Genomic DNA, 21,545 nt, shown 5'->3' on the forward strand with positions numbered 1-21,545 from the left:
AGGACCGAAAAGAGATGGACGGCAACATTGCTCCTGCGGACTGGAAGATCGGTGTCGATATTGGCGGCACGTTCATGGATTTTTGCGCATTGGACACCCGCAGCGGCCACATCGCGTCGCTCAAGGTGCTGACCACCCCCGAGGATCCGGGAGCCGAATTGCTGACCGGCCTCGACTTGCTGGCTGAGCGTGAAGGGCTCGATCCGGCAAGCGTGACCCGCTTTGTGCATGGCACCACGGTGGGGATCAACACCATCCTGCAACGCAAGGGCGCGCAGCTGGCTTTGATCACCAACAAAGGCTTTGAGGACGTGATCGAACTCGCACGCCTGGGAATGCCCGAGATGTATTCGCTTTTCTGTCACAGGGCAGAGCCGCTCATTCCGCGTGACCGTGTCTTTGGCATCCCCGCACGACTGCGCGCAGACGGCAGCGAGCCGCTTGCCCCGACGCGCGAGGCGGTGCGCGATGCCGTGAGGCAGGCGCGACACGGCGGGGCTGACGGCATTGTCGTGTCGTTTCTGCACAGCTGGCGCAACGGTACGCAAGAAGCCACGGTCAAGGCGATGGTCGAGATCGAGGCTCCCGATCTTTTTGTGTTCACCTCTTCCGAGGTGTGGCCGGTCATCCGCGAATACGAGCGCAGTTCCACCGCGATCCTCAACGGCTATGTGCATCCCCGCGTCGCCGGTTACCTTTCCGCGCTTGAGGGGCGGCTGGCCGACCGGGGCGTGCCCGCGCGCGCCTTGCTGACCAAATCGAATGGCGGCCTGATGAGCGCGCATGAAGGACGGCGGGATTGTGTGTCGATGCTGCTGTCGGGCACGGCTTCGGGCGTGATGGGTGCGGCATGGCTGGCGCGACAAGCCGGTGAATCGCATGTTCTGACCCTTGATATCGGGGGCACCTCGGCGGATTTCGCGCTTATCGTCGACGGCGCGGTGCAATTCGGAACCGATGAGCGGATCGGCGACTTTCCCCTGCATATTCCCTCGGTCTCGGTCAGTTCCATCGCCATCGGCGGCGGCTCGATCGCCAGCGTCGACAGTCACGGCGTGCTGCGCGTCGGGCCCGACTCGGCAGGCTCCAATCCCGGACCGGCCTGCTATGGGCGCGGAGGCACAGCGCCCACCGTGACCGACGCGATGGCCGTCTGCGGTTGGCTGGGACAGGCCGAGATGGCCTATGGTCAGCTCGACATCGACCGCGATCTTGCCCGCGACGCAGTGGAGCGGATCGCCGGGCCAATGGGCCGCAGCGTGGAGGAAACCGCGCAGGCCATTCTCGATATCGCCGTCTCCGAATTGTTCGTGGAGGTCGAAAAACTGGGCTCACGTGCGGGTGTCGATTTGCGCGACTATGCGCTCATGCCCTTCGGTGGCGGCGGGCCGATGTTGGGGGCATTCCTCGCACGTGAACTTGGCATAGCGCGCGTTCTGGCGCCGCGCAGGCCCGGTGTGGTGTCCGCGCTTGGCGGATTGGTGGCAGACATGCGGGGTGATTTCCTTCGGACCGTTTTCACCAATCTTGACGCCAACGCACCCGAGCAACTTCGCAGCGCACTCGCGGATTTGCGGGCTGAGGGACAAGCATGGTTGAAGACCCAAGGCCATGACGGCCCGGCGCAAATCCGGCTTTCGGCTGACATGCGCTATGCCGGGCAAAGTTATGAAATCGAAACGGCGCTGGAGCCGGATTGGCTCTCTGATCCTGACCGGGTGGCGGCGGCCTTTCACCAGACACATCGCCAGATCTACGACTTTGACGACCTGGACGGCGCCATCGAGATTGTGAACCTGAGGCTATCGGCGATCGGTGTCACGCCCAAGCCGGACTTTGCCGTGACGAACACCGACGCCGCCACAGCCACGCCCGCCCGATATGTGCAGATCCAACTGAACGGTGCGCAGGACATTCCGCTCTATGAGCGCGCCGGTCTCACGCCCGGCGCCGCGTTCGTCGGACCCGCCGTAGTCTGTCAGGAAGACACCACGCTTGCCATCCCGGATGGTGCAAAGGCGCGGGTAGATCGGCACCTCAACATCCATCTCGAATTCGCGGAGTGATCCCATGTCTGACAAGATGACCCTTCAGGTTCTGGCCAACCACGCCCGCGCGGCTGCCGAGAACATGGCGCACACACTGCATCGCACGGCGCATTCCGCCTTCGTCAAGGAGACACAGGATTTCACTGTGATGCTGATGGACCGGGACGGCGACACCTTTGCCGTGCCGATGGATCTGGGCGCGACCTGGTATCCGGGCCTGACCTATGGGCGCGCCATTGCAATGGTCGAGGATTACCGGCCCGGCGACGTGGCCTTTACCAACGATCCCTATTCCGGCCATGTCGCCACGCATGCGCCTGACACCCACCTGTGGAAACCGGTCTTTCACGAGGGTGAGATCGTGGCCTGGACCGGAGGCCATATCCACAACACCGATATGGGCGGCGCGGTGCCTGCCTCTCTGTCGCGCTCGCTCACCGAAATTCACCAGGAAGGCGTGCGGTTCCCTCCGATGAAACTGGTCAATGAAGGCGTGTTTGACGCCCCGATCCTGCGCATCATGGAGACCAACGTGCGGAAACCCGGTTTGAACATCGGCGACATCAAGGCGCTGGTTGGCGCGCTGAACACCGGTGAACGCAAGGTTCATGCGATGCTGGCGCGATTTGGCGGCCAGGGCTTCCTGTCCGGGGTCGCGGCGCTCAAGGATCAGGCCGAAGCGCAGGCCCGCGAGATTTTGCGTGGCATTCCCGATGGCGACTACAGCTTTGCCGATTTTGCCGACGAGGACAGCGATTTCGCCAACCCCTGCCGTCTGCATCTGACCCTGCGCATTCGGGGCGACAGCGCGGAGCTGGATTTTACCGGCTCCGACCCACAGCTTGGCTCATCGCTCAATGTTCCCTCTGGCGGCGATCCGCGCCATACCATTCTGTTGGTCGGGGTCTACTATGTGCTTTACACGCTCAATCCGCGGCTTTTGCTGAATACCGGGCTGACGCGGCCTTTCACCTGTATCGCGCCCGAGGGCACGGTGCTCAACCCGGTCGCGCCAGCCGCCGTGGGGATGCGGTCGCTGACCTGCGCGCGGCTGCGCTCGGTGATCTTTGGCGCATTCAGCCAGGCCATACCCGAGCGGATGCCCGCCGCCCCCGCAGGCAACAATTGCATCGTGAATGTCATGACGCATGATGAGCGCAGCGGACAAAAGGTCATCGCGGCGGTCAATCCGGTGGTCGGTGGTGGCGGCGGCATGCCGCATCGCGACGGCACCAACGGCTCGGGCGCGGATGCCGCCTATCTCAAGAACACCCCCATCGAGATCACCGAAACCGAGGTGCCGGTCGAGTTCGTCAAATACGGTCTCGCACGTGACAGCGGCGGGGCCGGGCGCTGGCGGGGGGGGCTGGCCACGGAAATGGCGTTTCGCGTTTTCGCCCCGGATACGCGCATCACTGCCCGCAACCGCGACCGCTCGCGCTTTCGCCCCTGGGGCGTCCTGGGCGGGCGCGCGGCGGGGCTGGCGGAAATGGTGATCAATCCCGACACACCGGAGGCGCGCCGCCTGGGCAGCGCCGACACAGCCATATTGCAGCCAGGAGATGTGCTGTCCATCCGCTCGGCGGGCGGTGGCGGGCGCGGCAACCCGATGCGCCGCGAGACATGGCGCGTCGCCCGGGATGTGGCGCGCGGTCATGTCTCGGAAGAGGCCGCACGCGACGCCTATGGTGTGGTGATCCACAACGGCGTGGTCGATGAACCTGCAAGCGCCAATTTGCGCGCCGTCGCGCTCCCGCACACCGCGCATTTCCATTTCGGACCAGAGCGCGACGGTTTTGAGGCGCAATGGAGTGACGCCGCCTACGCCCTGCTGACCGATATACTGACGGCCCTGCCCGTGCACTGGCGCTTTTTCGTCAAGACCGAAATCTTTCGTCGGATGGCTGAACGAGCCGGGGCCGAAGGCGTCCGTGTCGCCTATGCCGAAACCCGCACGCGATTTCCCGAAATTCCGCAGCCGCACGCGCATGCGGAGGCCGCGGAATGAGGGGCAATGACCCGAGAACAGGCCGCGTACAGCGCCTGGCCGAGTTGGGACGCGCCAATTTGGCCTTTGAATTCGACGGCCGGGCCGTTTCGGGCCTCGCGGGAGACACGGTATTGACCGCTGTTCTGGCCACATTCCCGGATCTGCGCGCGGCAGAATTCGGCCCGGAGCGGCGCGCCGGATTCTGCCTGATGGGAGCCTGTCAGGATTGCTGGCTGTGGCAAGAAGACGGGCCTCGCGTGCGGGCTTGCTCAACCCCCTTGCGCACCGGGATGCGACTACGTTCCACCCCGCCCGACGGCTGGCCGGGTGCCTTGCAATGACCCACGTTCTCATTGTTGGCGCGGGCCCTGCGGGCATCCGCGCCGCTGAGACGCTCGTCGCAGCCGGGCTCTGTCCGACCGTGGTGGACGAAGGATCGCGGGCCGGGGGGCAGATATATCGCCGACCGCCCGAGGGCTTTGCCCGTCCGCCGCGCACGCTCTACGGGTCCGAGGCTGACAAGGCCACGCGATTGCACGATGTCTTTGACGGGCTCGTTCGGGACCGGCGGATCGCGTATCACCCTGAGACGAGCGTCCTGGGTCTGCATGACGGGCTCGCGCAGGTCTTGGGCCCCGCCGGTGTGACATCCCTCCCCTATGATCACCTGATCATTGCCACCGGAGCAACGGACCGGCTGGCCCCCGTGCCCGGTTGGCAGGTGGCAGGCGTCTACAGCCTTGGCGCCGCACAGATCGCGCTCAAAGCGCAAGGTGTGGCGCTTGGGCGGCGTCTTGTTCTGGCGGGCTCTGGTCCCCTTTTGACGCTCGTCGCGGCGCAACTTCTCGACGCCGGGGCCGAAGTGGCCGCCGTGCTCGACACCGCCCCGTGGCATGCACAGCTATGGGGCGGCATGAGGATGGCGCTGGCGCGTCCTTTCGTGACACTGCGTGGCCTGCGACTACGCGCGCGTTTGGGTTCGCACTACCGCGCAGGTGTCACACTCACGGCTATCGAAAGCGACGGTACCGGACCCAATGCGATCATCTGGCGCGACGCGCGCGGCCGGGTACAACGTACAGAGTGCGACACCGTGGCGCTTGGCTGGCATCTGCGGGCGGAGACGGTGCTGGCCGATCTGGCCGGCGCACGTTTTGCGTGGTCGGACACATGGGCGCAATGGCTTCCAGAAACGGACGAGACGGGCCGTGCCGGTGCCGGACTGTATCTCGCAGGTGACGGGATGTCCTTGCGCGGCGCCGACGGCGCGGAGATCGGCGGGCGGCTGGCGGCGCGCGCCTGTCTTGCCGATCTGGGATATCCGACCGATACCGTCGCCCAGAGACACGACCTGCGCCGCGCCCGGCGCATGCACCGCTTTGCCAAAGGTGTCGCCAAGGCGTTCCCATGGCCCTCACACATGGTCCGCGCCTTGCCAGACGATACGGTCCTGTGCCGGTGCGAGGGGATCACTGCCAGTGAATTGCGCGCCGCCCTGCACATGTCGGGGTGCGAGGCGAACCGCGCCAAATCTCTCAGCCGCGTCGGTATGGGGCGCTGTCAGGGGCGTTATTGCCAGGCTGCCGGGAGCGAAGTGATGGCGGCGGCGTGTGGCGCTCACCCGGCGCAGATGGGTCGCCTGCGGGCTCAGCCGCCCACGCGCCCTGTGACACTCGCCGCGCTCGCCGCCCGCACCGACACCCAAGACTGAGCGGCACAATCTTCTGCGCCCGCAGCTGGCGCAGGCGGCGAAAAATGCCGCCATCTGCGCGCTTTCGGCAAATGCTGTCAGCGCAACCGCGCCAGACTGAGCGCGACAGACACGAGGTTCTCATGACATTTGCCTTCGATCCTTCCGGGCTGACTCTGCCTTTCGGTCACTACATCGGCGGCCGATACGTTTCCGCAAGTGAAGACATAGCCGTGAGCGCACCCTCAAACGGTGCCATTATGGGGGCCATCCCCCGGGCCGATGCCGCAATGGTGGACCGCGCAGTCGAGGCGGCGCGCACGGCCTTGCGAGGCTCTGGTTGGGGGCATGCCGCACCGCGCGAAAGACTACGCGCCCTGCACCGATGGGCCGATCTGATCGAGCAGGAGGCCGAGACGCTGGCGCGGCTGGAGGCTGTCTGTTCGTCGCGCCCGGTCGCCGAGGTCATGGCCGGGGATATCCCTGTCACCGCCGAACAGATCCGCTTCTTCGCAGAGTTCGCGGACAAGGAATGCGATGCGCTCGCGCCCACGCCAGAAGGGCATCTGGGCATGATCACCTCCGAACCCTATGGCGTGGTGGGGGCTATAACGCCGTGGAATTTCCCGATTTCCATGGCCGGGTGGAAGCTTGGCCCGGCGCTCGCAGCCGGCAACGCGGTTGTTCTCAAGCCGTCGGAAATGACACCGTGGTCCGCGCTTTACATGGCCGAGCTTTCGGTGCGGGCGGGCCTGCCGGAAGGGTTGATAAACGTCGTCCTGGGGGACGGTCCCGGAACCGGCGCCGCGATCACCGGTCATCCCGGTATCGACAAGGTGTCCTTTACCGGATCAACCCGCGCCGGTGCCGCGATCATGGAGAATGTCGCCCGGTGCGGGATAAAGCCGATGACGCTGGAGCTTGGCGGCAAGAGCCCGATGGTCGTCTTTGGTGATGCCGATCTCGACCTTGTAGCAGAGTGTCTGGAACGCGGCATCTTGCCGAATGCGGGGCAGTTCTGCGTTGCGGGCTCGCGGATGATCGTAGCGCGGGAGAGTGCCGAGGCATTGGCAGAACGGCTGACCGAACGGTTCAACCGGCACGTCCCTGCCCCGACATGGGCCGAGCGCCCCGGCTTCTGCCCGATCATTTCCGAAACGCAACTCTCGCGGATCGACAGCATTGTGCACGCCGCGCGCGACCACGGCGCCGAGATCCTGTGCGGCGGCGCCCGGTTTGACCGGGAGGGCAGCTATTATCGCCCGACGCTGCTTGCCGGGGCGGCGCAGGACAACCCGGGCGTCACCGAAGAAATTTTCGGCCCTGTCGCCACGTTTCAGACCTTCGAGACCGAGGACGAGGCGATGGCATTGGCCGCGCACCCGACCTACGGGCTCTGCGCCGGGTTGTTTACCCGTGACCTTGCCCGCGCGCTTCGCCTGTCGCGCCGGATCGAGGCCGGTACGGTATGGATCAATCGCTATGGCCGCTCGCGCGACCACATCTTGCCAACCGGCGGCTGGAAAGCCAGCGGGGTCGGCAAGGATCTGGGACGCGAGGCCTATATTGCCAATCGCCGCACGAAAACCGTGCTGGCGACATTATGACGGACAGCTTTGAAGGGACCACCATGACCAACCACAAGATTGCCTTGATCCCCGGTGACGGGATCGGAAAGGATGTGACAGAGGCGGCGATGACGGTGATGGACACTGTTGCCGCCACCGCCGGTTTCAGATTGCAAACAGAGAGCTTTCCATGGTCCTGCGCGCACTATCACGAGACCGGCGCGATGATGCCCGAGGATGGTATCGAGACGCTGCGCGCCTTCGATGCCATCTATCTTGGCGCGGTCGGCTGGCCAGACTCGGTGCCGGATGCGGTGTCTTTGCATGGGCTGCTCCTGCCGATCCGCAAGGCGTTCGACCAATATGCAAACATCCGTCCACACCGTCTTTTGCCCGGCGTCGAGGGCCCGCTGAAATCCGGCGCATTTGACATCCTGTGCATCCGCGAAAACACCGAAGGCGAATATTCCGGCGCAGGCGGTCGTGTCCATCAGGGGCGCGACAACGAAGTGGCGGTGGAAACCTCTGTCTTTACCCGCAAGGGCGTTGAACGCATCCTGCGCTTCGGGTTTGAGCAGGCTCGCACGCGGCGCGGTCATCTGACGTCTGTCACCAAGTCGAACGCGCAACAATATTCCATGGTCTTTTGGGATGAAATGACACGCGCCCTGGCCTCCGAATATCCGGATGTCACGGTCAGCCATATCCATATTGATGCCATGGCCGCCAAAATGGTGATGGCGCCCGAAACGCTTGATGTGGTCGTGGCCTCCAACCTGTTCGGGGATATCCTGACAGATCTGGGCGCCGCCATTCAGGGCGGGCTCGGCTTTGCCGCTTCGGCCAATATCTGCCCGGACCGCTCTGCGCCGTCGATGTTCGAGCCAGTCCACGGATCGGCCCCCGATATCGCCGGGACAGGGATCGCCAATCCGATCGCGGCAATCTGGTCGGGTGCAATGATGCTGCATCACCTGGGCGAAACCGCCGCCGCAGACGCAGTCGAACAGGCCATCGCCGCGACCACCGAACAGGGCATTCGCGTGCGTCCCGGCAGTAACAGCACCGACGAGATCACCAGCGCGGTGATCGCGGCATTGAAAGGCTGACCGATGAAACTCTCTGACCCGGATCTGTTCCGTGAGGCCGCAGTGATCAATGGCGATTGGATTGCGCGCCCCGACATGCAAGTGATCAATCCCGCCAGTGGCACGGCCATGGGCAGCATGCCCGACATCACCGCCGAAGAAACCACGCGCGCCATCAAGGCCGCTGAGGCGGCTATGATCGATTGGCGCGCCCGCACGCATGCGCAACGGGCCGACATTCTCATGCGCTGGCATGACCTGTTGTTGCAAAACACCGAAGATCTGGCGCAAATTCTGACAGCGGAGCAAGGCAAACCGCTGGCCGAGGCACGTGGCGAAGTGGCCTATGGCGCCTCGTTCATCCGCTGGTTTGCCGAAGAGGCGCGGCGCATTGACGGTGCGATCATCCCCTCGCCCCTGCCCGGCAAAAGGATACTTGCCATGAAAGAGCCCGTGGGGGTCTGCGCCATCATCACGCCGTGGAACTTTCCGATCGCGATGATCACCCGCAAGGTGGCGCCCGGGCTGGCGGCGGGCTGTACCATGGTGGTCAAACCTTCTGATTTCACGCCCTACTCTGCTCTTGCGCTGGCTGTTCTGGCCGAGCGGGCCGGCCTGCCTGCGGGTGCGCTCAATGTGCTGACGGGGCGCCCTGAAATCATTGGCGAGACCCTGACCGCATCGCCCGTGGTGCGCAAACTCTCGTTTACGGGATCGACGCGGGTCGGCGCACTTCTGGCCGAGCAATGCGCGCCGACACTCAAGAAACTCTCGCTCGAACTGGGTGGAAATGCGCCGTTCATCGTGTTCGATGACGCCGATCTGCTTGCTGCGGTAGAAGGGGCGATGCTCTCGAAATTCCGCAATGGCGGGCAGACTTGCGTCTGCGCGAACCGGATTCTGGTCCAAGCCGGGATCCACGACGAGTTCGTGGCTGCGTTGTGCAAGCGCGTGACCGCGCTCAGGGTTGGCCCGGGCGACGCCGATGGCACAGATATCGGCCCGATGATCAACGCGGCCGCGACGCGCAAAATCAGCGTGCATGTTGAAGACGCACTGTCACGCGGTGCGCGACGCGTCACCCCGGCTCGTGACCTGGCGGAGCAATATGCAGACCCCGTGGTGCTCACCGGGGCCACGACAGACATGCAACTCGCGGCGGAAGAGACCTTTGGCCCGGTGGCCCCCGTGTTCCGCTTTGAAACAGAAGATGAGGCGATGAAGCTCGCGAATGGCACGCCCTATGGCCTTGCCGCCTATTTCTACACCCGCGACCTGGCCCGCGCGTTTCGCGTGGGCGAAGCCTTGGAATTCGGCATCGTGGCGCTCAACACCGGTGTCGTCAGCCATGCCGAGGCCCCGTTCGGCGGGGTAAAGGCGTCTGGCCTCGGTCGCGAGGGCGCGCGCGAAGGGATCGAGGAATATCTTGAAACGAAGGCGTTTCACCTTGGGGGGCTTCGGGCCCCGTGACGCCTGACGGAGAAGCGCACGTAGCCGCTTCTCCAGCGCAGTCTCTTGTCGGCATGGTCATTGAACTGATGTGGGTTTGCCGGAGGCTGTTTTCAGTTAAAGCAATTTCAGAAAAAGTTGATAGACTTTTTCGGTTCGAAATTGCGCAAAAACAATGAACGACAGCGTTACGACTGTTTCAACGAAAAGTCGAAACGCTGTCGTTTCGCTGCCACCGGATAGCCGGCGTGAGCTGAAGCAACGGCTCAGCGGTCGTCCATCTCGGCGCGACCGGCCCATCTGCACGCTGCGGGAACCGCACAGGTCGAATGATGCTGCAACCGGAAGGCAGGTTTGGCAATGAACATTCAGTCCGCCCTCAGCAAGTTGACCAAATCCGGTTCGGCCTTGTGGGGTCGGGTAAAGTCGAGATCCAGCCGGATGTGTTCAAGATGTTCTCGTGTGAGCTTTGAGGCGCGCTTGACGTTTCGGGCTTCGATGGCTTCGAGGATTTGTTCGTGCTCGTCGTCGCGGCAGCAAGACGGCCGCCCCGAGCCGAACATGGCTACAATCAGCGACGTGCGTGTCACCAGTTCACGAAGCGTTCGGGTCAGAAAGGCGTTTCCTGACACCGTTGCGACGAGAACGTGGAATTCGCCGGACAGTCTGATGATTTCCTGACGGTTTTCGGACTGGCGCGCCTGTTTTTCCTTGTTGATATGCTCATTCAGCGTCTCGAGGCCCTGTTCGTCGATGCTTTCCGCTGCTTTGGCAGTCAGGCTGGGCTCGATGTGAATCCGTGCCTCGAACACCTCGTCCGCGTCTTTCTGGTCCGGGCAGGCCACAAAAGCCCCACGGTTGGATCGAAGCTCGACAATTCCCCGGCTCGCCAGCAGCAGCAGCGCCCGGCGCGCCTTCATCCGGCCAACCCCGAAACTTTCGCAAATGGTTGATTCGCTCAGCTTGGTCATCGGGGCCAATGCCTGCTGCATCACCGCGCTATAGATCCGGTCCACAATCTTATGCTCATCGTTCAGCGACGATTTCGTGTCATGAATGTGCCGAACTGCCATTGCCTCAGCCTCCGATTCTATTTCGATTTCAGTATGTTTGAACAGCACGCTACAGCCAAATCGTGTCAACGAGAATACTATAAGTTGCCGACGAATACGATTCAATCGTTGACACGGATTGTTAACAATCGTTTTACTTGTGTCAGCCTGCCAACGCAAGATGGCCTCGGCAATCCGGCTCGCTACACGTCGGGTGAAGTTCAACGGAGGAGAAAATCATGAAACGCAGAACAGTTCTGAAGTCCGCTGCGGCAGCGGCGGCCTTGTCCGCTCTAACGGCCACCGGCGCGCTGGCAGAAAACCCGACACTGAAGATCGGGTTCGTCGGCGTCACAAGCGGCCCGGCCGCGGCCTGGGGAATTTCCAACCAGCGCTCGATGGAGGTGCGGGCAGACTGGATCAACGAAACCGGTGGCTACACAATCGGTGATACCACTTATGACATTGAAATCGTGTCGTTCGATGACCAAAAGGACCCCAAGCGCGCCATCGCCGGCATGGAGAAGATGGCGCAGGAAGGCATCCATTACGTGGTCGGGCCGAACGTGGATGACGGCGCCGCCGCCGTGCGTCCCGTGGCCGAGGCCAACGGGATCATGTACTTCCCCTATGCCTTCCCGAAATCGCTGTATTCGGCCCCGGCGTCAAATGCGGTTCTGGGTATGGTCGCCAACTATCAGTCCGGCCCGGCCATCTACAAATATCTGATGGAAAACGAGGGCGTCGAAACCGTCGCGTTTATCGCCGCCAATGAATCCGACCCGCTTAGCCAGCGGGACGGCGGTGTCGCCGCCGCCAAGGAGCTTGGGCTGGAAATTGTCTCGGACAACATCACCTACCAGGTCGATACGACCGACTTCACCCCCGTGCTGACTCCGGTGATGCGGTCACAACCTGACTTGCTGGTTCTGTCCGGGGTTTCGCCCGCCAACGCACCGCAGCTGATCCGCTCGGCACGCGAGCTGGGATTCCAGGGGGTGATCTCGACGGAAACCGCGCAGGATGCGCAGGTTCTGCGCGAAGGTGCCGGTGATCTGGCCAACGGATTCATCTCGGTTGGTGGGGCTTCGACACCGGAACTGGCATCGGACATGATGCGCGAATTCGTGCAGCGCTACACCGATATGTTCGGCGAATATAACGACGAGTCGAACACCAAGGTCTACGCTCTCGAATACATCCTCGAAACTCTGAAGGCAGACCCGCCCGCCATCGACGATGTTGACGCCTTCCAGGCGACCATGGACACGTTCGAAGCGCCGAACCCCTACATGGTTGGTGACGCCAAGCTGCGCTACGTGGGGATGACCTCGTTCGGCCAGAAGCGTCAGCTCGCCGTGCCGCTCGTCGTCAATGTCTACCAGGACGGAGAGTTCGAAACCCTCTTCGTCGCGGAAGTCGACTAAGGGTCCACCTCTGATCCGATCGGGGTTTCCTCGATCGGATCATCCTGAACTCCGGGCCGGCAACCGGGCCTGTAGTCACCAAAATCACCAAGAAATATCCGGCGGGGACGGTATGGAACAAATTCTTGCAAACGGGATCTACCTGGGCTCGCAATACGCGATGATCGCCCTTGGTCTGACCCTGATATTTGCCCTGATGAACGTGCTCAACTTTGCCCATGGGCAGATGTACGTTCTGGGCGGGTTCGTCACGTATACTTTCTATGGGCAGATGGGGTTTCCCTTTGTCGTGGGGCTTTTGATGTCTTGCGTCACTCTTTTCGTATTGGGTGCGCTGATCGAGAAGTTTCTTTTTGGACCGGTGATCAAACGATCATCCCGGGAAGAAAGCACCATGCTCCTGGCTGCCGGGCTCGCGTTCTTCCTGGACGCGGTCATCCTGCTGGTTTTCGGAGAGAAACAGCGCGGTGTGCCAAAGATCGTAGACGGCGTGTTCAACTGGGACTTCCGGTTGATCATGCCCTATGACCGCATCCTGATCTGCGTCCTCGCCATCATTTCGATCGTCGGTTTCATTCTGTTCATGCAGTACACCAAGACCGGTCGCGCCCTGCGCGCCTTGGCGCAGGACCGGACCGCCGCCCAGCTGATGGGCGTGAATGTCGATCGCTATTCGATGATTGGCTTTGCCCTCGGGGCGATGCTGGCCGGCCTTGTTGGCGGGCTGCTTGTCACCATAACCGGCATCAATCTCGGGATGGGCGGGCCGACCTCGATCAAGGCCTTCATGATGGTAATGATCGGCGGGGCCGGTGTGATCTCCGGCGCGATTGCCGGTGGGATCATCCTCGGCTTCCTGGAAGCCATCGGTCTCGCGGTTCTCTACCAATATGGCGACATCACCTATCTGCTGATCTTTGTGTCGCTGATGATTTTCCTGGCCTTCCGCCCGCAAGGGCTGATGGGAAAGCCGTGGGGTTGATAAGATGTTGAAACTATCACTGACTCAATGGATCGGTGCTGGCGTATTTTTTGCCGCTGTTTTCGTGGTGGCGCCGGTCACAATCGCCGTACTTGGACGAACCGATCTTTTCTACACCCTGACATCCGTGGGGCTGCTGGCCATTGCCAGCGCCGGAGTCTGGCTGACCTTCTATATCGGACGGATCAATATCGGCCAGGGGGCATTTGCGCTGTTGGGCGCTTATGTCTCGGCCATTCTGGTCACCAAGGCGGGGATGTCATTCTGGATATCGCTGCCCATCGCAGGCCTGTTCGCGGCCTTCGTGGCGGTGCTGATCGGGCTGCCGATCCTGCGGCTGAAAGGCGTCTACTTTGCCATGATCACCCTGGTTCTGACGCAGGTCTTCACGTTGACCGCTCTGGCGTTACCGATCACCAACGGTGCCAAGGGCATAACGTCCATACCGCTGCCGGGGGAGTTGTCTGTCCTTGGGCTCACGCTCATTCCCGATTTTGCCACGCTGGATAACCCACGCCAAGCCTTCTATTACACGACCGCCGTGCTGATGGTCCTGACATTCGCGGCCATGTACCGGCTGGTCAATTCGCGGCTCGGCCACCTGTGCCGGTCGATGCAGCAGAACGAGGAACTGGCCAGCTCCATCGGGGTCAACATCGCCTATATCCGGATCGTAATCTACGCAATCGCCTCGTTCTTTGGCGGTGTCGGCGGCGCGATGTTCGGCTCAATCGCACAATCGGTCTATCCGTCCAGTTTTCAGGTCGCCGACAGTGTCAACTTCATGCTGAACTGCTTCCTTGGCGGGCTGGGATACGTATTCGGGCCAATGCTTGGCACGTTTGTTCTCTATTTCGGATGGGACCTGCTGTTCGAGTTCGGCAAGTACCAGATGCTGATCTATTCCAGCGTGCTGATCTTCCTCATACTCGTCTTGCCCAATGGTCTGTTGAGCCTGCGGCTGTCAAAAAAGAGAGGGCAGGATAAATGAGCGCGCTTCTCGAAATCAATCACGTCACCAAGAAGTTCGGCGGCCTGACGGCGAACAATGACATCACCTTCAGCGTGCATGAAAACGAAATCCTGTCGGTAATCGGGCCCAATGGCGCGGGCAAGTCGACGCTGTTCAAGATGATCTCGTCCTTCCTGCCCACCACAAATGGAGAGGTTCTCTTCAAGGGCGAGCGCATCTCGAACCTCAGGCCGCATATCGTGGCCCGCAAGGGAATCGTGCGCACCTTTCAGGAAACCACGATTTTCAAGTCGATGACGGTGCGCGAAAGTATCATCGTCGCCCAGCATCTGCGCGCCAAGGCTTCGCTGGCCGGGTATTTCTGGGGCACCAAAACCGCGCATGAGGATGTCGAGAGCTTTGGCCACTACGCCGACGATCTGATCGAGTTTCTGGGGATGTCGGAAATCGCGGGCGAACAGGCATCGAACCTGCCTCAGGGCAACCTGCGTGCGCTCGGAATCGCGATCGGGCTGGCGACCGACCCGAAGGTCTTGCTGCTGGATGAGCCTTTCGCCGGGATGAACCACGATGAAACCATGAGCATGGTCGATCTGGTCCGCAAGGTGCGCGACGAACGCGAGGTGACGGTGCTTCTGGTCGAACACGATATGTCCGCGGTGATGAAAATTTCCGACCGGATCGTCGTGCTCAATTTCGGCGAGATGATCGCCGAGGGCACCCCGTTGGAAATCCAGAACGACGAGCGCGTGATCGAGGCTTATCTCGGCAGTGCCGACGACGAGATAGGGATCTGAACCATGGGCAAGATGTTGGAATTCAAGGATGTCGAACTCTACTACGATCACGTATATGCGCTGAAAGGTGTTTCGATCGATCTTGAGCAGGGCGAAACCGTGGCCCTGATCGGCGCGAACGGGGCCGGGAAAAGCTCGATTCTACGGGCGATCACCGGATTGGCCAAACCGAGGTCGGGCAGCGTTCATTTCGAAGGGCGGCAGATCGACGGGACAAACCCCGCTGACATTGTGGCGGCTGGCATCGCAATGGTGCCCGAAGGCCGCCGCGTGTTCCCGTATATGAGCGTCAAGGACAACCTTCTGATGGGCGCGTTCGCGCGGGCCAAGAACTCTGGCGTTCAGGACACGCTCGATAGCGTTCTGGACCGCTTTCCCCGCCTGAAGGAACGGTACAAGCAATCGGCAGGAACGCTGTCGGGCGGCGAGCAGCAGATGATGGTGATTGGCCGTGCATTGATGGCAAGGCCGCGGCTCTTGCTGCTTGACGAGCCGTCACTCGGGATTGCGCCCAAGCTGGTTCAGGACATTGCCCGTTCGATTGTGGCGATCAACCGGGATGAGGGTGTCTCGGTGCTGCTTGTCGAACAGAACTCGCGCATGGCGCTGTCGATTTCGAACCGGGCCTACGCGCTGAGCACCGGAAACGTGGTGATCGAGGGCAATTCCAAGGAGTTGCTGCACGACGACCGGATCAAGGCCGCCTATCTTGGCGGCGAAGTATAGAGGGCGGCATGAAACTGCTTCTTATCAACCCGAACACAACCGCTTCGATGACCCGAAAGGCCGAAGTGGCGGCCCGCAATGTGGCCCGCCCCGACACCCAGCTGATCGCGACCACCTCGAAATCCGGGCCGCACAGCATCGAAGGGTTCTACGATGTTGCCGTTTGCGTGCCCGGACTGCTGGAAGAGGCACGGCAGCACCGCGATGTCGATGCGGTTATTGTTGCCTGTTTCGACGACACCGGGCTGGACGCCATGCGCTGCCTGTTTGACGTCCCCGTCATCGGCATCGGTGAGGCAGGTTATCACGCGGCGGCCATGGTGTCGCACCGGTTCTCGGTGGTGACGACGCTTAGCCGATCGGTGGCCGGCATATCCGACAATCTCAATCGCTACGGTCTCGCAGCGAAATGCGCCAGCGTCAGGGCCACCGACATTCCGGTGTTGAAACTGGAGGAGCGCGATCCGGCCAGTCTTGCACAAATCCGGTCCGAAATCAGAGCCGCCATCGAAATTGACAAGGCCGAGGCAGTCGTCCTCGGCTGCGCTGGCATGGCCAACCTGATGCAAGAGCTTTCCGAGGAATTCGGCATTCCGATAATCGACGGCATTGCCTGCGCGATTGGGATGGCGGAGGCATTGGTGGCGGCCGGTCTTTCAACGTCAAAGGTGGGGGCCTATGCGCCTGCCGTGAACAAGCAGGATGTTGTTGGCGACCTGATGAGCGAAGCTACGGCCCGTCCATAGGGCGGTCCGCCCCCCGAGTTTTCGGTAGAGCACGCGGGATTGGCACATGCCGGAAGCGGTCAAGATACGCCTTGGCACCGCCTACACGGCGACGCAAGCCCGCAGCTTTGCCCGGTCTACAAGACACGCTTCCCGCTATCGCATGACGAACGGGTTCGTCATGGGCGTTTGTGATGTGCTGACCCACGTCGTCCTGGTGCGCGTGTAGTCCAGCACCGCCTCCAGCCCCGCTTCGCGCCCATATCCCGAGTGGTCAAAACCACCGAAGGGCGCAATCGGCGAAATGGCGCGGTAGGTGTTGATCCAGCAAATCCCGGCGCGCAATCTTTGGGATACGCGATGCGCCCGCGCGAGGTTTTCGGTGAATACACCAGATCCCAACCCGTACGGCGTTGCATTGGCCAGGGCGATGGCCTCTTCTTCGGTGTCGAAGGGCAAAAGCGACATCACCGGCCCGAACATTTCGACATGCAGCGTTTCGGTATCGGGGTCCGCGCACTCCACAAGGGTCGGTGCCATGAAATTGCCAGCCCGGTCCAGCGCCGCACCGCCGAACCGGATTTTCGCCCCTCGGGCACGCGCACCGGCAAGGGTGTCGGTGATCCGTTCGATCTGTGCGCGGGTGCAAAGCGGTCCGATATGCGTCCCGGGCAACAGCGGGTCCCCGACGACAATGCCGGCGGCCTTTTCCTCGATACGCTGTGCAAGACTCTCAAAAACGGAACGCTGTACAAGGCCGCGGGATCCGGCGACGCAACTTTGACCGGAGGCCCCGAAGTTACCGGCGATCAAGCCATTCGCAGCCCCGTCAAGATCGGCGTCCTCGAACACCAGGATCGGAGACTTGCCGCCCAGTTCGAGCGTGGTGACCGCGAAATTCTCGGCCGAGTTGCGGACCACGTGGCGCGCGGTCTCCGGCCCGCCGGTAAAGGCGATCCGGTCCACACCGGGGTGCTGCGTCAACGGAATGGCGCAGTTCTCCGCATCCCCGGTGATGACCGAGACGACACCCGGCGGAAAGCCCGCCTGCTCGATCAGGCGGGCCAATTCGAACATCGGGGCGGGGGCCACTTCTGACGCTTTCAGGACGACGGCACATCCCGCCGCCAACGCGGGCCCCAGTTTTGTCGCGGTCAGGAACATCTGCGCGTTCCACGGCACGATGGCGGCGACCACACCGATCGGAAGGCGTTGGGTAAAGACGTGCATATCCGGCTTGTCGATGGGCAGGACCGCGCCCTCGATCTTGTCGGCAAGCCCGGCATAATAGCGATAATAGTCGCCGACATAGGCGGTCTGACCTTTGGTTTCGGCCAGCAGCTTGCCGCTGTCCGTCGTCTCGACCCGGCCGATCTCTCCGGCGTGCTCTTCCACAAGGTCGGCAAGACGATACAGTAGCTTGCCACGGGCGGTCTGGCTCATGTCGCGCCAGACGGGATCATCCATCACACGCGTGGCGGCCCGCACCGCGCGGTCCACGTCTTCCGGCGCGGCACAGGCGAACGTGGCCCAATCCCCGCCGGTCGCGGGATTGACCGAAGTCATCGTCTGACGGGCGGCGCCATCGGTCCACTCTCCGTCGATGAAAAGGCGGTAATGCGGTTTCTGGTCCATTGCGTGATCCTTCATTGAAAGGCGGGCATGACGTCGTCAATGAACCGCGCAAGGGACGCGCGCTTGCGCGCCGAATCCATGCCGGAATCAACCCAGAAGGCAAATTCGTCATAGCCAAGATCTTCGTAGCGTTTCAGGCGGTCAATCACCTCCTGTTTCGTACCGAAAAGAAGATCGCGCTGCAATTTCTCTGGCGCAATCATCGGGTTGGCCGCGATCTCGTCCTGGGACAACGACTTGATCAAGCCCTGGCTGACCGGGCGTTCGTTCTTGAACCACGCGAAGAAATAGGCGTAGTAGCGCGAAATCTCTCGTGCGGCGACAGCCACATCATCGTCATCCGCGCCGACATAGGCGTGTTGCAACAGCATGATTTTGGGACGGGGGCCACCCTGTCCGTCGCAGGCCGCAGTGAACCGGTCCATCAGGGATGTCACCTCGTCCATCCCTTGCCAAAGCGGTGTGACCTGTACGTTGAACCCGTTTTTCACCGCGAATTCGTGGCTGTTGGGGTCCCGTGCCGCGATCCAGATCGGCGGCCCGCCCCGTTGGACCGGTTTCGGTGCCGAACTTGTGGACGGAAACGCAAAGAACGCACCTTCATGGTCGCAATCGCCCGCCCAAAGCCGGGGCAATAGCGGGGCCATCTCGCGCATCCGCTGGCCCGCGGTCCAGGCATCCAGCCCGGGCACCATCCGTTCGTATTCATAGCTGTAGGCCCCCCGCGCGATACCCAGCTCGATCCGGCCAGCCGTGATCTGATCTGCCGCAGCCGCCTCACCGGCCAGCCGGATCGGATGCCAGAAGGGCGCGATGACCGTGCCGGTGCCCAGGCGAATGTTCTTCGTATGATGCGCCAGATCGACCAGCGGCAGAAACGGATTGGGGGCCATGGTAAATTCCATGCCGTGATGTTCGCCTGTCCAGATAGCCCGCATTCCCCCCTCATCGGCCATTTTGCAGAGACCGACAAAATCCTTGTAGAGCGTGTCGTAGTCCTGGTCCGGAGTCAGGCGCTCCATATGCGCGAAAAGGGAAAAATCCATCCCGGGTTCCTTTCATGCGTTGTGCGTTTCGCCGGCAACTTCATCGCCCAGGTAAAGCGTGAATGCGCGGCCTCGCGTTTCGAGGGCAAAGCGGGCCATCATCGTCGTGATCGCCGGCGTGGTGTATCGCTGGACCGGCAGATCGTCTGGCGCGACGCAGCGCAGCCCCGTATCGGCGGTTCGCGCCGTCGCCGTGGCCAGAACATAGGTGTGGTGCGTCCCGAGCCTGTGATCGTCAAAGGCCGAGTAGACCCGGTTCAGATCCGCCGAAATCCCGCGCTGTGCCAGCCCGGCGGCCAGGGCTTCCAACTGGTTGGTCCGGCCTTGCATGGTGATCTGGGGTGGTCTCAGGCCATCGGCCGTCTGCTCCAGAAGGATGCCGGCCTCGGTCTCGATGATCGCCCCGACGACCGCGCCGCGTTCCGCGCTTTCGCCGGTCGCGCGTTCCAGCCCGAGGCTGAAATAGCGCCCGCCGCCATAGCCCAACCCCGCGCTGCCATCGTGATCGAAGGCAACAACCCGGCCCAGAAGGATACAGTGATCGCCCGCCGGGATCGCCTGTTGGGTCGCGCAGGAGAAACGCGCCACCGCGCCCCGGATGACGGGAACATCGTGCAGGTCGATATCATGCGCGACCCGCGCGAACCTGTCGCCTTTGAACCCGGCAAAGGTATTCGACACATCTTCCTGCCCTTCCGCCAGGACACTGACAGCAAAATGCGACGCGGCCCGAAACGTCTCGAACGACGACAGGGACTTGCCCGGGCAAACCAACAGCAACGGCGGGTCCAGCGAAACCGAGGCGAAAGAATTTGCCGTGAAACCTACCGGTTGTCCCTCCGGCGTGCGCGCGGTGATCACCGTCACGCCAGTCAGGAAGCTGCCGAATGCATTGCGCAGGTCGCGCGGGTTGAAATCCGTCATCGCTGACACTCCCGGGCAAAGCCCCCAAGTTTGTGGTTCACCATGTCGGCATGGGTCATCGGCATCATGTGAGCCGCACCCTGAATAATCTCGGCACGCCCATCAGGCACCAACGCGGCCATGGCTTGAGACATCTGCGGCGTCGAATTCGGCTCCCGGCTCCCGGTCATGAACAGCGCGGGCATACGCAGCGCTTCAAGATGCTCCGCCGCCGGTCCGTTCGCGTGGGCAAAGACCGAATAGGCGGCCTTGTAGCCTGCGGGATCGACCCCTCTCAGCCATTCCTCGCAGGCCTTCCGTTCAGGGCACGCGCGCTCACCGAACCACCGCGCCAGCGGTTCCGACGGATCGGGGGCCTGCGCCGGATCCAGCATCGCCGCCCGTTCGGAGACGGCCTTGCCAGCAGCGCTGTCGCGGCGAAAAATCGCGTTCATCGCCACCACCCCCCGCAGGCGCTCGGGGTACCTTGCCGCCAGGTCCAGCGCGATCATCGCCCCCATCGAATGCCCCACCACGACCGCTGCATCGTCAAGACATTCGGCGGCGAGGGCCGTGTAGTCACCCAACCCTGCCGGACCGGGCAGGACCGGGCTGTCGCCATGCCCGGGCATGTCCGGGGCGACCACGCTGAATCCATCGGCAACCAGCGCATCGATCTGGCGCGCCCAGGCTTCGGCACGAAGCCCCACGCCGTGCAACATCACGACACGCGGGCCCTGCCCCTGAACGATCGCAGCAAGAGTGCCAACCTCAGACCGAGGCCGGATTGTCCACGTCATGGCCCAGTTCCTTGAGGTCTTGGTAACGATCACCGATCCGATGATGCGGGCGGCCGCTTGTGGCTGCGCCCAGAACGACGACGATTTCATCGGCTCGCGGCGCATCGGGAATCGCGAACTGGATCGTCAGATAATGCGACCGCCGCCCCGCGTCGTTCTTGTCCATCAGCGGAACCGCGATCGGGGCATTCGCGCCGCCACGCGTATTGGTAAACGCCAGATAGGACTTCGCCTGAACCGCTTCGCGGTAGTGGTTTCCAAAGCGCAAGGTGTGGATCAGGCCCGAGGCGTGCTCAATCTCGCCATCCAGACCCACGACGGCCGCTTTGCCATAGGCCTCGATCTTGTCGCCGCCACCGGCCAGCGCGATCATCCGCTCGGTCAGCACCTTGCCCAGTACCGGGCCATAGGCGTGAATCTCGGGTTTCAGGTCCTCGACATAGCGGCCCGCCCACGGATTGCGCACGACCGCCGCCACGGCGAACATGCGCCAAGGGTCTACGGCGGCTCGAAACCCCTCTGTCAGCACGTCCTCGTCATATGTCACGATCTTGCGAATGTCCGGCTGCATGAATGCGCTCCTTTCTGCTTGAGCCGGTTGTCTGACGGGTGGTGGATTTTTACAAATGAAAGAACTATGCACTCA

At 62.3% G+C, this 21,545-nt stretch carries 19 protein-coding genes; 13 read left to right on the forward strand and 6 right to left on the reverse strand.

Features of this window, described 5'->3' with window-relative positions; genetic code table 11:
* Positions 1-14: 14 nt before the first annotated feature.
* From Q0X85_RS16695 to Q0X85_RS16725, 7 genes are all read left to right on the forward strand, one after another.
* Positions 15-2,066, forward strand: a complete 2,052-nt coding sequence (locus tag Q0X85_RS16695; protein WP_297773849.1) for a hydantoinase/oxoprolinase family protein — start codon at positions 15-17, stop codon at positions 2,064-2,066.
* Positions 2,067-2,070: 4 nt separating this feature from the next.
* Positions 2,071-4,056, forward strand: coding sequence for a hydantoinase B/oxoprolinase family protein (locus Q0X85_RS16700; RefSeq protein WP_297773851.1), 1,986 nt, complete (start codon positions 2,071-2,073; stop codon positions 4,054-4,056).
* A complete protein-coding gene (locus tag Q0X85_RS16705) occupies positions 4,053-4,379 on the forward strand; it encodes a (2Fe-2S)-binding protein (RefSeq protein WP_297773854.1) in 327 nt (108 codons plus the stop codon). Before Q0X85_RS16700 ends, Q0X85_RS16705 begins: the two co-directional genes overlap by 4 nt.
* Positions 4,376-5,749, forward strand: a complete 1,374-nt coding sequence (locus tag Q0X85_RS16710; RefSeq protein ID WP_297773856.1) for an FAD/NAD(P)-binding oxidoreductase — start codon at positions 4,376-4,378, stop codon at positions 5,747-5,749. The genes Q0X85_RS16705 and Q0X85_RS16710 overlap by 4 nt, the downstream gene beginning before the upstream one ends.
* A 122-nt stretch (positions 5,750-5,871) precedes the next feature.
* Positions 5,872-7,335 carry an aldehyde dehydrogenase family protein gene (locus Q0X85_RS16715; protein ID WP_297773859.1) on the forward strand — a complete coding sequence of 488 codons (1,464 nt, stop codon included), beginning with the start codon at positions 5,872-5,874 and terminating at the stop codon, positions 7,333-7,335.
* A gap of 23 nt (positions 7,336-7,358) precedes the next feature.
* Positions 7,359-8,405: a tartrate dehydrogenase gene (locus tag Q0X85_RS16720; protein WP_297773862.1), complete on the forward strand. Its 1,047-nt coding sequence runs from the start codon at positions 7,359-7,361 to the stop codon at positions 8,403-8,405.
* 3 nt (positions 8,406-8,408) lie between these two features.
* A complete protein-coding gene (locus Q0X85_RS16725; protein WP_297773864.1) occupies positions 8,409-9,854 on the forward strand; it encodes an NAD-dependent succinate-semialdehyde dehydrogenase in 1,446 nt (481 codons plus the stop codon).
* A gap of 347 nt (positions 9,855-10,201) precedes the next feature.
* Here Q0X85_RS16725 and Q0X85_RS16730 read toward each other — a convergent pair whose 3' ends face one another.
* A complete protein-coding gene (locus Q0X85_RS16730) occupies positions 10,202-10,975 on the reverse strand; it encodes a GntR family transcriptional regulator (protein ID WP_297773867.1) in 774 nt (257 codons plus the stop codon).
* A gap of 149 nt (positions 10,976-11,124) precedes the next feature.
* Between Q0X85_RS16730 and Q0X85_RS16735 the strand changes: the two genes are divergently transcribed.
* The 6 genes from Q0X85_RS16735 to Q0X85_RS16760 all read left to right on the forward strand — a co-directional run bounded on the left by Q0X85_RS16735 (position 11,125) and on the right by Q0X85_RS16760 (position 16,536).
* The gene (locus Q0X85_RS16735; protein ID WP_297773868.1) at positions 11,125-12,312 is read left to right on the forward strand and encodes an ABC transporter substrate-binding protein; all 1,188 of its coding nucleotides are present in this window, start codon (positions 11,125-11,127) and stop codon (positions 12,310-12,312) included.
* Between the two features lie 112 nt (positions 12,313-12,424).
* Positions 12,425-13,294, forward strand: coding sequence for a branched-chain amino acid ABC transporter permease (locus tag Q0X85_RS16740; protein WP_297773870.1), 870 nt, complete (start codon positions 12,425-12,427; stop codon positions 13,292-13,294).
* Positions 13,295-13,298: 4 nt separating this feature from the next.
* The gene (locus Q0X85_RS16745) at positions 13,299-14,285 is read left to right on the forward strand and encodes a branched-chain amino acid ABC transporter permease (protein ID WP_297773872.1); all 987 of its coding nucleotides are present in this window, start codon (positions 13,299-13,301) and stop codon (positions 14,283-14,285) included.
* Positions 14,282-15,064 carry an ABC transporter ATP-binding protein gene (locus tag Q0X85_RS16750; protein WP_297773874.1) on the forward strand — a complete coding sequence of 261 codons (783 nt, stop codon included), beginning with the start codon at positions 14,282-14,284 and terminating at the stop codon, positions 15,062-15,064. The genes Q0X85_RS16745 and Q0X85_RS16750 overlap by 4 nt, the downstream gene beginning before the upstream one ends.
* Before the next feature lie 12 nt (positions 15,065-15,076).
* The gene (locus Q0X85_RS16755; RefSeq protein ID WP_366130273.1) at positions 15,077-15,790 is read left to right on the forward strand and encodes an ABC transporter ATP-binding protein; all 714 of its coding nucleotides are present in this window, start codon (positions 15,077-15,079) and stop codon (positions 15,788-15,790) included.
* Positions 15,791-15,798: 8 nt separating this feature from the next.
* Complete coding sequence (locus tag Q0X85_RS16760; protein ID WP_297773878.1) at positions 15,799-16,536, forward strand: aspartate/glutamate racemase family protein; 738 nt, start codon at positions 15,799-15,801, stop codon at positions 16,534-16,536.
* A 135-nt stretch (positions 16,537-16,671) separates the two neighbouring features.
* Here the strand turns inward: Q0X85_RS16760 and Q0X85_RS16765 are convergent, their stop codons facing one another.
* Genes Q0X85_RS16765 through Q0X85_RS16785 form a run of 5 tightly spaced genes read right to left on the reverse strand, consistent with a single transcriptional unit; the run spans position 16,672 to position 21,470 of the window.
* Positions 16,672-18,150, reverse strand: a complete 1,479-nt coding sequence (locus tag Q0X85_RS16765; RefSeq protein WP_297773880.1) for an aldehyde dehydrogenase — start codon at positions 18,148-18,150, stop codon at positions 16,672-16,674.
* 11 nt (positions 18,151-18,161) lie between these two features.
* The gene (locus Q0X85_RS16770) at positions 18,162-19,196 is read right to left on the reverse strand and encodes an LLM class flavin-dependent oxidoreductase (protein WP_297773883.1); all 1,035 of its coding nucleotides are present in this window, start codon (positions 19,194-19,196) and stop codon (positions 18,162-18,164) included.
* A 12-nt stretch (positions 19,197-19,208) separates the two neighbouring features.
* The gene (locus Q0X85_RS16775; protein WP_297773886.1) at positions 19,209-20,120 is read right to left on the reverse strand and encodes a flavin reductase family protein; all 912 of its coding nucleotides are present in this window, start codon (positions 20,118-20,120) and stop codon (positions 19,209-19,211) included.
* Positions 20,117-20,899 (reverse strand): alpha/beta hydrolase, encoded by a 783-nt coding sequence (locus tag Q0X85_RS16780; RefSeq protein ID WP_297773889.1) that lies wholly within the window; start codon positions 20,897-20,899, stop codon positions 20,117-20,119. The genes Q0X85_RS16775 and Q0X85_RS16780 overlap by 4 nt, the downstream gene beginning before the upstream one ends.
* Complete coding sequence (locus Q0X85_RS16785) at positions 20,871-21,470, reverse strand: amino acid synthesis family protein (RefSeq protein ID WP_297773891.1); 600 nt, start codon at positions 21,468-21,470, stop codon at positions 20,871-20,873. The genes Q0X85_RS16780 and Q0X85_RS16785 overlap by 29 nt, the downstream gene beginning before the upstream one ends.
* Positions 21,471-21,545 lie beyond the last annotated feature (75 nt).

The organism is uncultured Roseovarius sp. (assembly GCF_947259555.1).
In the GTDB taxonomy this organism is placed as follows: Bacteria; Pseudomonadota; Alphaproteobacteria; order Rhodobacterales; family Rhodobacteraceae; genus Roseovarius.

Bases quoted from the DNA above. Each gene is read 5' to 3' on its own strand.
- Q0X85_RS16750 (WP_297773874.1), top strand. From the start codon at position 14,282: ATGAGCGCGCTTCTCGAAATCAATCACGTCACCAAGAAGTTCGGCGGC.
- Q0X85_RS16785 (WP_297773891.1), bottom strand. From the start codon at position 21,470: ATGCAGCCGGACATTCGCAAGATCGTGACATATGACGAGGACGTGCTG.
- Q0X85_RS16760 (WP_297773878.1), top strand. From the start codon at position 15,799: ATGAAACTGCTTCTTATCAACCCGAACACAACCGCTTCGATGACCCGA.
- Q0X85_RS16775 (WP_297773886.1), bottom strand. From the start codon at position 20,120: ATGACGGATTTCAACCCGCGCGACCTGCGCAATGCATTCGGCAGCTTC.
- Q0X85_RS16765 (WP_297773880.1), bottom strand. From the start codon at position 18,150: ATGGACCAGAAACCGCATTACCGCCTTTTCATCGACGGAGAGTGGACC.
- Q0X85_RS16735 (WP_297773868.1), top strand. From the start codon at position 11,125: ATGAAACGCAGAACAGTTCTGAAGTCCGCTGCGGCAGCGGCGGCCTTG.
- Q0X85_RS16710 (WP_297773856.1), top strand. From the start codon at position 4,376: ATGACCCACGTTCTCATTGTTGGCGCGGGCCCTGCGGGCATCCGCGCC.
- Q0X85_RS16755 (WP_366130273.1), top strand. From the start codon at position 15,077: ATGTTGGAATTCAAGGATGTCGAACTCTACTACGATCACGTATATGCG.
- Q0X85_RS16695 (WP_297773849.1), top strand. From the start codon at position 15: ATGGACGGCAACATTGCTCCTGCGGACTGGAAGATCGGTGTCGATATT.
- Q0X85_RS16715 (WP_297773859.1), top strand. From the start codon at position 5,872: ATGACATTTGCCTTCGATCCTTCCGGGCTGACTCTGCCTTTCGGTCAC.
- Q0X85_RS16700 (WP_297773851.1), top strand. From the start codon at position 2,071: ATGTCTGACAAGATGACCCTTCAGGTTCTGGCCAACCACGCCCGCGCG.
- Q0X85_RS16745 (WP_297773872.1), top strand. From the start codon at position 13,299: ATGTTGAAACTATCACTGACTCAATGGATCGGTGCTGGCGTATTTTTT.
- Q0X85_RS16720 (WP_297773862.1), top strand. From the start codon at position 7,359: ATGACCAACCACAAGATTGCCTTGATCCCCGGTGACGGGATCGGAAAG.
- Q0X85_RS16740 (WP_297773870.1), top strand. From the start codon at position 12,425: ATGGAACAAATTCTTGCAAACGGGATCTACCTGGGCTCGCAATACGCG.
- Q0X85_RS16770 (WP_297773883.1), bottom strand. From the start codon at position 19,196: ATGGATTTTTCCCTTTTCGCGCATATGGAGCGCCTGACTCCGGACCAG.
- Q0X85_RS16725 (WP_297773864.1), top strand. From the start codon at position 8,409: ATGAAACTCTCTGACCCGGATCTGTTCCGTGAGGCCGCAGTGATCAAT.
- Q0X85_RS16705 (WP_297773854.1), top strand. From the start codon at position 4,053: ATGAGGGGCAATGACCCGAGAACAGGCCGCGTACAGCGCCTGGCCGAG.
- Q0X85_RS16780 (WP_297773889.1), bottom strand. From the start codon at position 20,899: ATGACGTGGACAATCCGGCCTCGGTCTGAGGTTGGCACTCTTGCTGCG.